Source organism: Agrobacterium sp. rho-13.3 (genome assembly GCF_033957765.2).
In the GTDB taxonomy this organism is placed as follows: Bacteria; Pseudomonadota; Alphaproteobacteria; order Rhizobiales; family Rhizobiaceae; genus Agrobacterium.
This window is the reverse complement of the sequence record NZ_CP192774.1, coordinates 2,378,845-2,394,579: the sequence shown is the minus strand read 5'-3', so window position 1 is coordinate 2,394,579 and position 15,735 is coordinate 2,378,845. Positions and strand designations below refer to the sequence as shown.

Here is a 15,735-nt window from a genome sequence, read left to right as displayed (position 1 = left end):
ATGTAACATGAGTTTTATTCGATCCATCTCCGTAGCTGTGCTTTTTGTGGGTCTGACTGCCGCTGCCTCGTTTGCCGAAACATTTGAAGTCAGAATGCTCAACCAAGGCGAAAAAGGCTCCATGGTGTTCGAGCCTGATTTCCTAGCATTGAGGCCCGGCGATAAAGTCAAATTCATTGCCACCCATAAAAGTCACAATGCGGCGACCATCGATGGCATGGTGCCGGAAGGTGCTGCCGGTTTCAAAGGCAAGATCAACGAGGAAATCGAGGTTCCCTTCGACAAGCAGGGTTTTTACGGCATCAAATGCTCGCCGCATTACGGCATGGGCATGGTGATGTTGATCAAGGTGGGTGAGGCGACCGTGCCGGAGCGCTATAAGACGATTGCCCATCCCGCCCGCGCCAAGCCGCGTTTCGATGCACTGATTGCCGCGCATGAGATGCAGGCGAAGCCATAATACGACGACCCTGACTTTATCGGAAGCGTGCGCGTCCGAAATCGGATGCACGTCCCTTGAATTGGCGTGACCACCTCCCACATCTGGGCCAACCCGCTGGTCCGGGCCCCTCTGGTGAGAGTTTCGGTGCTTTCACGATGTCGGACCTTTTCCGACATGTTCGCCGAACATACAGAGGCTTATTATGATATCCGAAATTGCAGCATGGCTCATGACACTCTTCGTGGTGGACCCACTTCAGGCGCAGGTGCGAGAGCATCTGGAGCGCGCCAATGTATCCGCGCAAACGCTCCAGCAATCGCAACAGTGCATCAGTGCGCAGGCACCACAATTGTTGAAGCGCGCCGGTGAAGAGCCGGTATGGGCGGTCACGACCGCTGCCGGTGTGACCCTGGGCTGGACTTCTCCGGCCCAACTGCTGAATGCCAGCGATCCTAACTGTGCTGAACTTTCGCGCATCTTGCAAACGGATGAGGGTGCCGAGGCAGGCAGCTAATTTCAGCGAGAGGCGGCCGGTCTGAAATGCTTCAGGCCGCGCCTGCCTTCCAGTTTCGATACCATTCCACGAAAGATGCAACGCCCTTGTCGATGGTGGTTTCCGGCGCATAGCCGGTCAGCGCCTTCAAAAGATCGGGCGAGGCATAGGTGCGCGGCACATCGCCCTGCTGCATGGGCAGCATGTTGCGGATGGCCTTTTGGCCCAGCACGTCCTCGACGGTTTCCACGAACCGCATCAGTTCCACCGGCTGTCCGCCACCAATATTGACGACGCGGAACGGTGCGTGCTTCGACAACGTATCGTTGACGCCCTCTGCCAAAACGCGGTTGTCTTCGGATGGTTCGATGTGGCTGAGCCGGACGATGCCCTCCACCAGATCGTCGATATAGGTGAAATCGCGGCTCATTTTGCCTTCGCCGTAAATATCGATGGGCTGGCCCTTCAAAATCGCATCGACGAATTTGAACAGGGCCATATCCGGGCGTCCCCACGGTCCATAGACGGTGAAGAAGCGAAAGGCCGTTGTCGGCACCTTGTGCAGATGGGCATAGCTGTGCGCCATCAGTTCCATGGATTTTTTGGTGGCGGCATAAATGGTCATCGGCTCGTCGGCCTTGTCGCTCTCGGCGAAAGGCACTTTGTCGTTGGAGCCGTAGATGGAGGATGTGGAGGCCAACAGCAGATGTTTTGGCTGGAGCGTTTTGGCCAGTTCGAGAATATTCCACGACCCCATCAGGTTGGAGTTCACGTAATCCTTCGGGCAATCGATGCTGTAGCGCACGCCTGCCTGTGCGGCGAGGTGGATGATGACTTCCGGCTCAGCAAGGTCGGCAGCGCGGTTGAGAGCATCCGCATCTTCCAGCATACCGATCTGGGCTTTGAAGCCGTTGGAACGCGCCAGAATGGCGTGGCGCTTTTCCTTCAGGGCGACATCGTAATATTGCGTCATTCCATCAAAACCGACGACGAAATGGCCATCATCCAGCAAACGTTTTGCCAGATGAAAGCCGATGAAACCTGCCGTGCCGGTGATCAGATATCGCATTTTATCGCCTTGTCTTTATGTTCTGCGCAGATGCTTTATTGCGGACGGCCGATGCCCGCATAGGTGAAGCCGTGGGCCGTCACTTCATCCGGGCGATAGATATTTCGCAAATCCACCAGAACAGGGTTTTTCATGATGCGCTTGAGACGGTCGAGATCGAGCGCGCGGAACTGGTTCCACTCGGTGACGATCACCACCGCATCGGCATCCTGCGCCGCTTCATAAGGCCCCTTGGCGTAATCGATATTTTCCATCAGGTGGCGTGCATTGGCCATGCCTTCAGGATCGTAACCCATGACTTTGGCACCGGCGTCCTGAAGTGTCTGCACCACGGCAATGGCCGGGCTATCGCGCATGTCGTCGGTGTTGGGCTTGAAGGTGAGGCCAAGCACGGCGATTTTTTTGCCACGCACATCTCCGCCAACAGCCGCGATAACTTTGCGGCCCATGGCGCGCTTGCGGGTGTCATTAACGGCGATGGTTGTTTCGATCAGGCGAACCGGGCTGTCGAAATCCTGTGCGGTCTTGGCCAGCGCCAGGGTATCTTTCGGGAAACAAGAGCCGCCGTAACCGGGACCGGCATGTAGAAATTTCGCGCCGATGCGGCCATCCAGTCCGATGCCGCGCGAGACGTCTTGAATATCCGCGCCAACCTTTTCACTCAGGTCGGCCATCTCGTTGATGAAGGTGATCTTCATGGCGAGGAAGGCATTGGCGGCGTATTTGATCAGCTCGGACGTGCGGCGTGTGGTGAACAGCAGCGGCGACTGGTTGAGATAAAGCGGGCGGTACACTTCCGTCATGACAGGGCGGGCGCGTTCGTCGGACAGGCCGACGACGATGCGATCCGGGCGCTTGAAGTCATCGATCGCTGCACCTTCGCGCAGGAATTCCGGGTTTGACACCACCGCGATATCCGCATTCGGATTTTCCTCGCGGATGATGCGTTCTACCTCGTCGCCCGTGCCAACCGGAACGGTGGACTTGGTGACGATGACGGTAAAGCCGGTCACGGCGGCTGCGATTTCGCGGGCTGCTGCGTAAACATAACCCAGATCGGCATGACCATCGCCACGGCGCGACGGCGTGCCAACGGCGATGAACACGACGTCGGCCTCTGCGACAGCACTTGTCAATTCTGTCGTGAAGTTGAGGCGGCCCGACTTGGCATTGCTGGCGACGATGGCGTCCAGTCCGGGCTCAAAAATCGGTATCTGACCGTTTTTCAGCGCCTCGATTTTTTCCGGCATCTTGTCGACACAGATGACATCATGACCGAAATCGGCAAAACAGGCACCTGAAACCAGCCCAACATAACCAGAGCCAATCATTACAATACGCATCAAAAAACCTTTCGGGTCTAAGGCCGGCGATGAGCTTCGCCAGCCACGCTTGCGCGGCAAACAGCATTTTGGATAGCTGTTTATCCGCCTTCGCCGCCGTGGGAAAGCGTGCATCCGGTTTTCAACGGACGATTTCAAGAATTTGTTGTAAAGGAACCGGAAGAAAGGCAACGCTCACGTTGAGTACAGCGTTGATCATCATTGTCTTTCGCTGATGTCTTCGGGGAACACCATCTTTCATGATCCAGCAATCCAGCCTTCAGAACATCTCGCTTTGGCTCTCACAGCAGGGCTATGAAGGAATAGCGGAGGAGGTGCTGCTGTCCGGCTTCTGTGAACGATGCAACGCTGCGGGCCTTGCGATTTCCTCTGCCCTGATTTTGATGGATACGCTGCACCCGGATTTCGAGGGTCACGCCTTTCGCTGGGATAGCCGCGATGTATTCGAATCCTCCAGCGTTTATGATTTTACCGACGATGGGAATGCGCGGGAGGCCTGGGAAAATTCCGTATTCTTCCACCTCATCAAAGACAATGCGGATGAAGCCCGGCATCGTTTTTTTATGAATGAGGAAACGGCGTTTCATAAACTGTCCGAACTGAAAGATGCCGGCCATACAGACTATCTGGCGACGATCCATCGTTTTACGGATCGCGGCAGCATCGGGGAGATGAACGCATTTTATTCGCATTGGCTGACGCGGCATCCTGAAGGTTTTCATGATGACGAGCTCGCAGCGTTAAGGCTGCTTTTGCCGACGCTCGCGCTGGCGGTCAAAACCGCCTGTTGCATGAGGATCATCGGCACGATCAGCGATGTGTATCTGGGCCGCGATGCAGGCCGAAAGGTGATGAGCGGGACGATAACCCGTGGCGAGGTCGAAAAGATCGACGCGGTTTTGTGGTTTTCGGACTTGCGAAATTTCACCGGCATATCCGACAAGGCAGAGCCAGATCAGATCATTCCGTTTCTCAATGATTATGCCGGCCTGGTCATCGACGCCATTCAGGCCCATGGCGGCAGTGTGTTGAAGCTGATCGGTGACGGGGTTCTGGCGATCTTCCGCACCGGAGATCAGCGCTCCGATTGCGCGTCGGCGATTGCTGCGGAAATAACCATGCGGACCAATCTCACGGTCCTGAACGCCCGCCGTAATCTGGAAGGTCTGCCAACCACGAATGTGTATCTGGGCCTGCATGTGGGGGAGGTGTTTTATGGCAATATCGGCAGCCGCAGCCGCCTTGATTTCACGGTGGTTGGCCCGGCCGTCAATATGGTCAGCCGCATCAGCGGGCTTTGCAGTTCGGTGGACCGCGACACGGTGATGTCGAAGGATTTTGTCGTGATGTGCCCGGACAACATGCAAGGCCTGATGGTGTCCCTCGGTCGGTATGCTCTTCGAGGTTTTGCACGGGCGAATGAACTCTTCACCATCGACCCGGAAATCTGCTGACCGTGACCCAAAAACAAGGGGACCGATTTTTCTGTTTTTATGCCTTGTGCGCTTGGTTGCGCAGGCGTAGCCAGATTCAACGTAATCTGCGCCGCCTATTCCTTGAGTCGTTGGAATATTGGCCAATATAGATGACTTTTGGCTGCGCTTGCCTTCCTTTTGTCCGTCCGGGATTGTTTTGCCATGCAAAAGGGTTTTCTACTGGGGTTGCTCGCTTACGCCAGCTTTTCCGTGGGAGATGCCACCATCAAGTCGCTCGGCTCGCAGGTCAGCGTCTTCGAAATCGGCTTTTTCAGTATTTTGTCCTCGGCGGCCATTATCTTTTTCGTCAAGCCGAGGGATGAGCGCTGGCGTCATTTCTGGCGCATGAACAGGCCATGGGCGGTGAATGCGCGTGCAATCTCCGGCCTGTTTGCAGGCATTCTCGGTATTTATGCCTTCACGACGGTGCCACTGGCAGAAGCCTATGCGCTGATCTTCCTGTCGCCGCTTTTCGTCACCATCCTCTCTGCGATTTTCCTCAAGGAAGACATAGGCTTATGGCGCTGGTCTGCGGTCATGGCCGGCATCATCGGCGTGTGTCTGGTGGTGCGTCCCGGTTTCAAATCGCTCGAGCTTGGCCATCTTGCAGCGATTTGTGTCGCCTTTCTTGCTGGCTTGACGATTGTTCTTTTGCGATCGCTGGCCGGGCGGGAAAAGCGCACCTCGATCATGGGCGTGCTGGTCACCTATGGTCTGGTCTTTAACGGACTTCTGATGGCACCGCATTTTCAAATGCCGACACTGCATCAGGTTGGATCGTTTATCGTCATCGGCATCTGCACCGCCGTTGGTCAGATAACGCTGCTGACGGCGACAAAAATTGCACCGGCCAGCCAGATTGCGCCGTCGCATTATTCGCAAATATTATGGGCCGTTGCCATCGGCGCATTCTTTTTTGGCGAGTACCCCGACACGATGGCGATTTTCGGTCTGCTGGTCATTGCATCGGCTGGATTGCTGACGATGATGCGCGAGAAAATCCGCCTCGGTTTCATTCGCTGGAACCCGTTTTTCCGCAATCGACTGTAAAATTATAGTGGTTTTCCCACTTGCTCCAGAAGCCAGTTGTGAAACGCCCGAGCCAGAATGTTGTCCTGACGGCCTTCCGGCAGAGCGATGTAGTAGCTGTTTTCCGTCTTCAATGGCGCGTCGAACACCACAGTCAGCAGCCCGGATTTCAACTCGGCTTCGATCAGATATTTGGGCAAAAGCGCAAAACCCAACCCGCTGACGGCGGCTTCGATGAGCATGGAAAACTGGTCGAAGCGACTGCCGCGATAGGCACTGTCGGAGGTAAGTCCGTTCATTTCGAACCATTCGGTCCACAGTTTCGGGCGGGTGCTGACATGCAGCAAAGGGCCGTTCAGCATATCGGAATGGGTTTCGACAGGTCGGGCGGAAAGCAGTGTCGGGCTCGCCACGGGAACGATCACCTCGTTGCACAGAAAAGCGCAGGTGCCATGCGCCCACACGGGCTGTCCGTAATGGATGGCGATATCGAAACCTTCCTCATCAAAATCGAAGGGCTGCGAACGCGAACCGACCGTGAGTATGGTGTCCGGGTGGGCAGCCATGAATTTGTGCAGGCGCGGGGTCAGCCACCGACTACCGAACGTTGGAAGTGTGGCGATGGAGAGTGCTGCGCTGGAGGTGCCAGCGGTGACGGCGCGCACCATCAATTGTTCGGATTGCTGCAACAGCCGTTGTACATCCGGCAAAAACTTGCGCCCGGCATCGGACAGTACCACGCGGCGGCGGATGCGCTCGAACAGCAACATGCCGGTTTGCGCTTCCAGATCGCTGATCTGGCGGCTGACGGCGCTTTGGGTCAGGTTAAGCTCTTCGGAGGCACGTGTGAAATTGCCATGCCTTGCCGCGCATTCGAAAGCCTGCAAGGTTACGATATCGGGAACAAGGCGTCTGCGTGTGTCCATTCCACTCTCGCATCAACTCACGCGGTTTCCTCATTTGAAAACGGCTCTTGAACCCGTATATGATCATGAAAGAGAATGAAATGGGTATTTTCGACACAACGGAGCCTTCGCTATGACCGCAGCAACAATCAAAGTCGATGTCGTGAAGGAGGCCGCAGCGCTTCTGGCGAAGATGGGCGTGTCTTCCGATCTGTATCAAGGCGGCGATATGCCGTCTTTCAGCCCTGTTACGGGTGAGCAGGTCGCAAGCCTCAAAACCGTGTCGGCTGCCGATGTTGCCGCCGTGGTGGAAAAGGCCGATGTCGCGTTTCGTGCATGGCGTCTGGTTCCGGCTCCGCGCCGTGGCGAATTGATCCGTCTTCTGGGTGAAGAGCTGCGCGCCTTCAAGACCGATCTTGGACGTCTGGTGTCGCTGGAAGCGGGCAAGATTCCGTCCGAAGGGTTGGGCGAAGTGCAGGAAATGATCGACATCTGCGATTTCGCGGTCGGTCTTTCCCGTCAGCTGTACGGCCTGACGATTGCCACCGAGCGCCCCGGCCACCGCATGATGGAAACATGGCATCCGCTCGGCGTTGTCGGTGTTATTTCCGCCTTCAACTTCCCGGTTGCCGTCTGGTCCTGGAATGCGGCGCTGGCGATTGTCTGCGGCAACTCGGTTGTCTGGAAACCATCGGAAAAGACACCGCTGACGGCGCTTGCCGTTCAGGGCATTTTTGAACGGGCCGTTGCCCGCTTTGGCGATGCGCCTGAAAATCTCAGCCAGATCATCATCGGTGATCGCACAGTGGGTGAAGCACTGGTCGATCACCCCAAGGTGCCATTGGTGTCGGCAACCGGCTCGACACGCATGGGCCGCGATGTTGGCCCGCGTCTGGCCAAACGTTTCGCCCGTGCCATTCTGGAGCTCGGCGGTAACAATGCCGGTATTGTTTGCCCCTCTGCCGATCTCGACATGGCGCTGCGTGCCATTGCCTTCGGTGCGATGGGAACGGCAGGCCAGCGTTGCACGACGCTTCGCCGCCTGTTCGTGCATGAGAGCGTTTACGATCAGCTCGTTCCACGCCTGCAAAAAGCCTATGCTTCTGTTTCCGTTGGCAATCCGCTGGAAACGTCCGCACTCGTCGGTCCGCTGGTCGACAAGGCCGCATTCGATGGCATGCAGAAGGCGCTGGAAGAAGCAAAGGCCCATGGCGGCGTTGTTGCCGGCGGTCAGCGTGTCGATACGGGTGCGGCAAACGGCTACTACGTGAAGCCAGCGCTGGTCGAGATGCCAAAGCAGGTCGGCCCGGTTCTGGATGAAACCTTCGCGCCGATCCTCTATGTCATCAAATACAGCGATCTCGATCAGGCAATTGCTGATCACAACGCGGTTGCCGCAGGTCTGTCCTCGTCGATCTTTACCCGTGATCTTCAAGAGGCAGAGCGTTTCCTTGCCGCTGACGGTTCGGATTGCGGCATTGCCAACGTCAATATCGGCACGTCAGGTGCGGAAATTGGCGGCGCGTTTGGTGGTGAAAAAGAAACGGGTGGCGGTCGTGAATCCGGGTCGGATTCGTGGAAGGCCTATATGCGCCGCGCCACCAACACCGTGAATTATTCGAAGGCGTTGCCGCTGGCGCAGGGCGTGTCTTTCGACATCGAATAATGTTTTGAATGATCGGCTGGCGATGGGTTCACGTCGCCAGCCGATTTTTTATTAGCCTATCGACATCAGGCTGGCATTGCCACCCGCTGCCGTGGTGTTGACGCTGACGGACACTTCTTCCAGCAACCAGTTCAGATTGTAGGGCTGGTCTGTTCCCTGCAAGGCGTCGCTGGATGCGGCCTGCACCAGAACAAGCGGGCCGGAAAGCTCTGTGATACGGCTGTTCACTTGGCGGATACGCTCCGCATTGCCTTCTACCAGAGCGCCAGAGAACGGCCCGGATTTCTCCCAATCGCTCGACCACGTGATGTGGCTGGCAACTGAAGATGGCAGTCCGCTCAACTTCGTTTCGAGGCCTGTTTCCCTATCGATGACCACGGTGTTTCCGGTCGAGAGCGCTGCCGCCAGCTGACGGTAAAGGCCCTGTGCGGTCTGTGGTGCGAGAAGAACCTGACCGCGAGGATGCAAGGCATAAAGATTGCGCTCACCGACAGGACCGGCCAGCTCGGTCTCGAAGCCAAGGCTTGAGAGCTTGGCGGATATACGGGCTGCCTCGGCAGCGTTATTTTCACCTTTGCCGTCCAGCCAGTGTGCGAAATCACTCACGGCGGTATCGTGCTGGCTGCCCTTGCGCTCTACATCAGGCGCGTCCTGTGTCAGACGACCGAGATAAAGCGGGCCACCTGCTTTCGGACCCGTGCCGGAAAGGCCACGGCCGCCGAAGGGCTGCACGCCGACAACGGCCCCGATGATGTTGCGGTTGACGTAAAGATTGCCGGCCTTCACGCGGGAAAGCACATGCGCAATGGTCGTATCAAGCCGTGTGTGAAGACCGAATGTGAGGCCGTAACCGGTCGCGTTGATGTCGTCTATCAGCCTGTCGAGTTTCTCGCGCTTGAAGCGGATAACGTGCAGAACGGGGCCAAACACTTCGCGTTTGAGATCGGCAAGCGACTTCAACTCGATTATGGTTGGTGGCACGAAGGTGCCGTTGCTCGTGTCGCCTGCTGGCGCAATCTGCTCGATGCTGTTGCCCAGGCTGCGCATGGCCTCGATATGTTTTTCGATGTTTTCCTTGGCTTCAAGGGTAATCACCGGCCCGACATCCACCGACAATTGATCTGTTCTGCCGATACGCAGTTCGTGCAACGCGCCTTTCAGCATCGCCAACGTTCTGTCGGCCACATCATCCTGAAGGCAAAGGACACGCAGGGCCGAGCAGCGTTGTCCGGCGCTATCGAAAGCCGAGGCAATCACGTCCGCAACCACCTGTTCGGCCAATGCTGAGGAGTCCACGATCATGGCGTTCTGGCCGCCGGTTTCGGCAATCAGCGGAATGGGGCGACCGTCATTCGATACGCGGCCAGCCAGTTGTTTCTGGATCAGGCGCGCGACCTCGGTGGAGCCGGTGAACATCACACCGGATGTTTGCGGGGCGGCAACCAGTTGCGCGCCGGTTCTGCCATCACCGGGCAAAAGCTGCACGGCATCTGTGGGAACGCCCGCTTCATGCAGCAAACGCACACCCTCGGCAGCGATCAGTGGTGTTTCTTCGGCTGGTTTTGCCAAAACCGGGTTGCCCGCAACCAGTGCAGCCGCCACCTGGCCGATGAAGATCGCCAGCGGGAAATTCCACGGGCTGATGCAGACGACAGGGCCAAGCGCCTGTTGCTTCGGACCAAATGTGTTTCGGGCTTCCGCTGCATAATAACGCAGGAAGTCGATGGCTTCGCGCACTTCGGCAATGGCGTTCGTTGCGGATTTTCCCGCTTCGCGCATGATGAGGCCCAGGAGGGTCGGCAGCTTTTCTTGCATCAGATCGGCTGCTTTTTCGAGGCAGGCGGCGCGGGCATCTATGCTGATTTTTGGCCATGTTGAAACGGCGGCTGTTTCCAGCGCCTGCTTTACGTCCTGCTCGGTTGGTTCAGTGACGAAACCGACGACATCATTGCTATCGGCAGGGTTGGTGACAGGTCGCGTGGAGCCGGAGGCATGTGGTCCTGCGGCCTTCCATTCCATTTGTGCACTGGCGGACAATGCCTTGCTGAGTGATGCAAGCGCGTCTTCATTGGCAAGGTCCAGCCCTGCCGAGTTGCGGCGTGCGCCGAAAAGATCAATGGGTTTCAAAATCTTGTCGTGTTGTGCACCGGGAGTTGCCATGGCTTTGACCACGGCAACCGGGTCTTCCAGAAGCGCATCCACCGGCACGTTGGGATCGGCAATGCGGTTGACGAAGGAGGAGTTCGCACCGTTTTCCAACAGGCGACGCACCAGATAGGCCAGCAGCGTTTCATGCGTGCCAACCGGCGCATAAAAACGGCAAGGACGGTCCAGGTTCTTTTTGCCGACGACTTCCGAGTAAAGCGGTTCGCCCATGCCATGCAGGCACTGGAATTCATAATCGCCAATTTTGAAGTCCGGTCCGGCCAGATGGTAGATCGTGCCGAGAGACTGCGCGTTGTGCGTCGCAAATTGCGGGAAAATCACATCGCGCGCGGCCAAAAGCTGCCGGGCGCAGGCGATGTAGGACACATCGGTGTGGACCTTGCGCGTAAACACCGGAAAATCGTCCAACCCGTCCAGTTGCGCACGTTTGATTTCGGCATCCCAATAGGCGCCCTTCACCAGACGCACCATGATGCGGCGGTTGGAGCGGCGGGCGAGATCGATGATGTAATCCAGCACGAAGGGGCAACGGCGGCCATAGGCCTGCACCACGAAGCCAAGTCCCTGCCAACTGCCCAGTTCCGGGTCCAGCGCCAGAGTTTCGAGCAGGTCGAGCGATAGTTCCAGCCGGTCGGCTTCTTCGGCATCGATGTTGAGACCAATGTTGTAGCCTTTTGCCAGCAGCATCAGCGCTTTCACGCGGGGTAGAAGCTCTTCCATCACGCGCTGCGCCTGCGCACGGGCGTAACGCGGGTGCAGCGCGGAAAGCTTGATGGAAATGCCGGGGCCGCCATAAACACCGCGACCGGCAGACGCCTTGCCGATGGCGTGAATTGCCTGCTCGTAATCGCGGTAATAACGCTCGGCGTCCTTGGCCGTGGTCGCAGCTTCACCCAGCATGTCGTAGGAATATTGAAAGCCTTGTGCTTCGAGCGATTTCGAACGGCTGATGGCTTCCGAAATGGTTTGGCCGGTGACGAATTGCTCACCCATCATCCGCATGGCCATATCGACGCCGCGACGAATGACCGGCTCTCCGGCACGCGAAATGAGTTTGGTGAGGGCAGCAGAGAGGCCCTTGTCGTTGACGGTGGAGGTCAGCTTGCCTGTTATAACAAGGCCCCATGTCGCAGCGTTGACGAACAGCGAACGACCGCCGCCGAGATGCGATTTCCAGTCGCCCGTCGCGATCTTGTCGCGGATCAGCGCATCACGGGTGGCGGCATCGGGAATGCGGAGCAGCGCTTCGGCAAGGCACATCAGTGCCACACCTTCCTGGCTGGACAGAGAATATTCCTGCACAAGCCCTTCAACGCCGGTGCCTTTGGCTTTGGCGCGCAGTGCTTCGATCAGCTTGCGGGTCGTGTTGCGGATTGTTGTTGCCTGCTCAGGTGTAACCGCTGCCGCTTCGAGCAAAGGCGCAAGGCACTCCGGTTCAGACCGGCGATAGGCTGCCGTGATGGCTTTGCGCAACGCACTTTGTGCACGGACCGGAGGTGCGAAATTGGCGAAAATTTCGGCCATTTGGGTTGTCTCATGTGTTGCAAGGCCGGCTGCATGATCCGCCATCGGTCTGGTCCTCTCGTGCCTCTTAAATGAAAATCGAAAAGGTGGGCGAACCGCGCTTTTCTCCTGACTTGAGAATATCACTTCGCAGAAAATTGCTATGGTCTTATTTTGAGGGTAAATAAGGGAAAATAGACTTATATTGTCGATCATGATAGGAATTTTGGATGGCAAAACCGTCAGAATCAGGCGATCTGGATCACTTCGATATGAAGATACTGGAGGCTTTAAGCGAGGACGGGCGTATGTCCGTGCTGCAACTGTCCAAGCATGTCGGCCTGTCGAAGACGCCGTGCCAGACGCGGCTGAAACGTTTGGTGGATGAGGGGTTCATCCTGGGCTTCCGCGCCGCGCTCAATCCGGCCAAGCTGGGGCTCGAACATATCGCATTCACCGAAGTGAAGCTTTCCGACACGCGGGAAAAAGCGCTGGAGGATTTCAATGCGGCGGTGCGCAAAATCAAGGAGGTCGAAGAGTGCCACATGATTGCGGGCGCATTCGATTATTTGCTGAAGGTCCGCACCACGGACATACGCAAATACCGGCTTGTGCTGGGTGAGAAAATATCCAGCCTGCCATCGGTTGCCAACACATCGACCTTCGTGGTCATGCAGTCAGTCAAAGATGTGGGCATATAAAAACGGCGCAGCCATGTGCTACGCCGTTTCATTGTTTGTTTGAGTTCAGCGAACCGCGACGGCAGCCGTAACGGCAGCAATCTGGGCATCCTGTCCAAACTCGTTTTCGTCCGTGATGCCAAGCAATTCCTGAAGGCGAAGACGTGCGCGGCTGACGCGGCTTTTGATGGTGCCGACAGGGCAACCGCAAATTTCCGCAGCTTCTTCGTAAGCAAAGCCTGATGCGCCGATCAGAAGAATGGCTTCACGTTGATCTTCTGGCAGTTTTGCAAGCGCCGTCTTGAAATCCTGAAGGTCCACAGAGCCATGCTGTTCCGGTGGCACGGAAAGGCGCGATGTGTAGATGCCGTCCGTATCCTGCACTTCACGGCCTGATTTTCTGATCTGGCTGTAAAACTCGTTGCGCAGGATCGTTACCAGCCAAGCCCGCATGTTGGTGCCGGGTTGGTAGCTGTCCTGTTTTGCCCAAGCCTTCATGATGGTGTCTTGGACGAGGTCGTCCGCACGGTCACGCGATCTGATAAGAGAGATGGCAAACGCGCGCAGGTTCGGCAGGGCTGCCAGCATTTCGCGCTTGAAATTATATTCGTTCTTGACCGGTTCTGTTTCCATCATCCCCTCGAAGCTTTCGCGTTGGCTTCAGCCTCATCGAGTTTTTCCAAGAGATCGAGAAATTTGTCTGGAATTCCCTCATCCTGAACGGCGTCATAAAGTTCTCGTAACTTGCGCGAGATAACGGCGCGACCCGAGTCTGGAACGCTCGGTGACGACGCTCCTTTGTCAGATGGATCCTGATCGGATTGAAACATGCTCATGATTTCCGGTATTCCTTTGGTGACCTCGCTAATAATGCGTAGCTAAAAAAATAGTTCCCGCCTTGCGGAACTTTTTTTGAGGTGTCGCGTTTTTGCGTTCAGGTTTGTGTTTCAAGCCGCATATTCAGGGGAGAATTCCATGTCAGTTTCTACACGCATCGCACCGCACTTGCCATATCTTCGCAGGTTTGCCCGTGCCGTTTGCGGTTCACAGTCCACTGGTGATGCTTATGTTGCGGCCAGCCTGGAGGCATTGATTGCTGATATCAGCATTTTTCCGCAGACGAGCAGCGATCGTGTGTCGCTTTATCAATTGTTTGTCTCGATTTTTAGTTCCGTCACCATCAACATTCAGGCTGATGAAAACCTGACTGGCTGGGAAAAGCGCGCGTCCGCCAACCTGTCTGCGGTTCCCGCTGTACCACGTCAGGCGTTCCTTTTGACGACGGTGGAAGAGTTTTCGATTTCAGAAGTCGCCGAAGTGTTGCGCGTTACGGAAGTTCAGGTCGGAAAACTGATTGACGAAGCTGCGTCCGAGATCGCCCGTCAGGTCGCAACCGACATTATGATTATCGAAGATGAGCCGTTGATCGCGATGGACATCGAACAGATGGTCACCGACCTTGGCCACAACGTTACCGGCATTGCACGCACGCACAAGGAAGCCCTTGAGCTGTTCCACCGCACCCAGCCGAAGATGATCCTTGCGGACATTCAGCTTGCGGATGGTAGCTCCGGTCTGGAAGCCATGAAGGAAATCCTTCAGATGACAACCCTTCCCGTGATCTTCATCACGGCCTTCCCAGAGCGTCTTTTGACCGGCGAACGCCCTGAGCCAACCTTCCTCGTCACCAAGCCATTTAATCCAGATATGGTGAAGGCTCTCATTAGTCAGGCTCTTTTCTTTAATGAAACTTCACGAGTCGCCGCATAAGTAACGCTGATCGTAGGAATATTTTGGAACTCGGGTTCTGACCCGGCGTTATTCCGGTATGTTTGGTTCAAGCATGCCGGCTTTTACTGCCGTTTCCCCGTTAGGAGATCATATTGCATCGGCTGGCGTGGCATAATGCGGGGCGAGATGAAGGTGACTTGCACGATTCGCTCGTGCTCGCCCTGCTGGATTCAGATGAGACCGTGATGCTGCAAGACCGCGATAAGGAATATATCTTTATCGCGAACCTCCCGGATGTCTGGAACCTACCCCCGAACCCTGGTGATGAACCGAACGATGAAACATTGTTCGGAATAGATCTTGCTGCGCGATTGTTCGATCTGAAAAAAGATCTCACATCGGCGGGCAGTCGTGGGATGCTGGAAGTCAGCGCCGGTAAAGACCGGGTTTTTCAGTTCCACGTCTATTCCACCGTCAACATGTCCGGGCAACGGGTGTTGAAAACGACGATCAGGGAGATCACCGCCGAACGGCGGCGTGAGCAATTGCTTCGCTCGCTGTTACGAGAGGTGAGCCATCGCTCGAAAAACCTTCTTGCCATCATACAAAGCTTGTCCTCGCAAACGGCGCGTTTCAGCTTCACCAAGGAAGACTTTCTGCGCAAGTTCAGGGGCAGGCTTCATGCGCTGGCCCAATCGCAAGACCTGATCACCGATTCCGATTGGCGTGGCGCCGAAATATTCGATCTGCTGAAACAGCAATCGGACCTCTATCTTCCTGAATATCCGCATCTTATTCAGGTCAAAGGCGAAAACCTTCTGCTCAATCCCAATGGCGCGCTTTATGTCGGACTGGCGTTTCACGAACTGGTCGTGAACACTGTCAGCCATGGCGGCAATCTCTCTCAGCACCTGTCCATCACCCTTGATTGTCGCAAGGACGGAGACTTTTTTGAGGTGCGCTGGAACGAGCCGATTGGCAACGGAACTGGAACAGCGATGCCGTCCACTGAGGGCGGCAAACGCAGCCATTTCGGCAGTGTTGTGTTGGAAAAGGTCGTTCCGGCGGCTTTGGGCGGTGAGGCCGCCTACAAGGTTTCAGCTAAGGATATCGAATATTTCCTGCGCTTTCCCGCACCCCTTTCCACCTGATCTCTGATCTGAGGTGTTGCGAAACGCGATATCGAGTGCACAAAAAAGCACGGCTCCGCAGAGCCGTGCTATTCATGGCAGG

The 15,735-nt window shown here is 56.3% G+C and carries 14 protein-coding genes; 8 read left to right on the top strand and 6 right to left on the bottom strand.

Annotation, left to right across the window (positions count from 1 at the left end; genetic code table 11):
- The first annotated feature begins 7 nt into the window (after positions 1 to 7).
- On the top strand, positions 8 to 460 hold the full coding sequence (locus RMR16_RS11815; protein WP_320198037.1) for a pseudoazurin: 453 nt from the start codon (positions 8 to 10) through the stop codon (positions 458 to 460).
- 184 nt (positions 461 to 644) lie between these two features.
- Positions 645 to 956 (top strand): hypothetical protein, encoded by a 312-nt coding sequence (locus RMR16_RS11810; protein WP_320198038.1) that lies wholly within the window; start codon positions 645 to 647, stop codon positions 954 to 956.
- Positions 957 to 987: 31 nt separating this feature from the next.
- Here the strand turns inward: RMR16_RS11810 and RMR16_RS11805 are convergent, their stop codons facing one another.
- Both RMR16_RS11805 and RMR16_RS11800 read right to left on the bottom strand, forming a co-directional pair.
- Positions 988 to 2,004, bottom strand: a complete 1,017-nt coding sequence (locus RMR16_RS11805; RefSeq protein WP_320198039.1) for an NAD-dependent epimerase — start codon at positions 2,002 to 2,004, stop codon at positions 988 to 990.
- 35 nt (positions 2,005 to 2,039) lie between these two features.
- Entirely contained in the window at positions 2,040 to 3,347 is a 1,308-nt protein-coding gene (locus tag RMR16_RS11800) for a UDP-glucose dehydrogenase family protein (protein WP_320198040.1), read from the bottom strand.
- Positions 3,348 to 3,586: 239 nt separating this feature from the next.
- On the opposite strand from RMR16_RS11800, the gene RMR16_RS11795 reads away from it, so the two are divergent.
- Positions 3,587 to 4,801: an adenylate/guanylate cyclase domain-containing protein gene (locus tag RMR16_RS11795; RefSeq protein ID WP_320198041.1), complete on the top strand. Its 1,215-nt coding sequence runs from the start codon at positions 3,587 to 3,589 to the stop codon at positions 4,799 to 4,801.
- Positions 4,802 to 4,984: 183 nt separating this feature from the next.
- Entirely contained in the window at positions 4,985 to 5,872 is an 888-nt protein-coding gene (locus RMR16_RS11790) for a DMT family transporter (protein WP_320198042.1), read from the top strand.
- A gap of 2 nt (positions 5,873 to 5,874) precedes the next feature.
- On the opposite strand, the gene RMR16_RS11785 is transcribed toward RMR16_RS11790, so the two are convergent.
- A complete protein-coding gene (locus RMR16_RS11785; RefSeq protein ID WP_320198043.1) occupies positions 5,875 to 6,777 on the bottom strand; it encodes a LysR family transcriptional regulator in 903 nt (300 codons plus the stop codon).
- A 112-nt stretch (positions 6,778 to 6,889) separates the two neighbouring features.
- On the opposite strand from RMR16_RS11785, the gene amaB reads away from it, so the two are divergent.
- Positions 6,890 to 8,422: an L-piperidine-6-carboxylate dehydrogenase gene (gene amaB, locus RMR16_RS11780; RefSeq protein ID WP_320198044.1), complete on the top strand. Its 1,533-nt coding sequence runs from the start codon at positions 6,890 to 6,892 to the stop codon at positions 8,420 to 8,422.
- Positions 8,423 to 8,473: 51 nt separating this feature from the next.
- Here the strand turns inward: amaB and putA are convergent, their stop codons facing one another.
- Positions 8,474 to 12,112 carry a trifunctional transcriptional regulator/proline dehydrogenase/L-glutamate gamma-semialdehyde dehydrogenase gene (gene putA / locus RMR16_RS11775; RefSeq protein ID WP_432353658.1) on the bottom strand — a complete coding sequence of 1,213 codons (3,639 nt, stop codon included), beginning with the start codon at positions 12,110 to 12,112 and terminating at the stop codon, positions 8,474 to 8,476.
- 209 nt (positions 12,113 to 12,321) lie between these two features.
- On the opposite strand from putA, the gene RMR16_RS11770 reads away from it, so the two are divergent.
- Positions 12,322 to 12,792 carry an Lrp/AsnC family transcriptional regulator gene (locus RMR16_RS11770; protein ID WP_320198046.1) on the top strand — a complete coding sequence of 157 codons (471 nt, stop codon included), beginning with the start codon at positions 12,322 to 12,324 and terminating at the stop codon, positions 12,790 to 12,792.
- Positions 12,793 to 12,837: 45 nt separating this feature from the next.
- Here the strand turns inward: RMR16_RS11770 and RMR16_RS11765 are convergent, their stop codons facing one another.
- Together RMR16_RS11765 and RMR16_RS11760 are read right to left on the bottom strand one after the other, a co-directional pair.
- The gene (locus RMR16_RS11765; RefSeq protein ID WP_320198047.1) at positions 12,838 to 13,404 is read right to left on the bottom strand and encodes a sigma-70 family RNA polymerase sigma factor; all 567 of its coding nucleotides are present in this window, start codon (positions 13,402 to 13,404) and stop codon (positions 12,838 to 12,840) included.
- A complete protein-coding gene (locus tag RMR16_RS11760) occupies positions 13,404 to 13,607 on the bottom strand; it encodes a NepR family anti-sigma factor (protein WP_320198048.1) in 204 nt (67 codons plus the stop codon). Before RMR16_RS11760 ends, RMR16_RS11765 begins: the two co-directional genes overlap by 1 nt.
- A 139-nt stretch (positions 13,608 to 13,746) precedes the next feature.
- On the opposite strand from RMR16_RS11760, the gene RMR16_RS11755 reads away from it, so the two are divergent.
- Together RMR16_RS11755 and RMR16_RS11750 are read left to right on the top strand one after the other, a co-directional pair.
- Positions 13,747 to 14,541 (top strand): response regulator, encoded by a 795-nt coding sequence (locus RMR16_RS11755; RefSeq protein WP_320198049.1) that lies wholly within the window; start codon positions 13,747 to 13,749, stop codon positions 14,539 to 14,541.
- Between the two features lie 107 nt (positions 14,542 to 14,648).
- Positions 14,649 to 15,653 (top strand): sensor histidine kinase, encoded by a 1,005-nt coding sequence (locus RMR16_RS11750; RefSeq protein WP_320198529.1) that lies wholly within the window; start codon positions 14,649 to 14,651, stop codon positions 15,651 to 15,653.
- Positions 15,654 to 15,735: the final 82 nt, after the last annotated feature.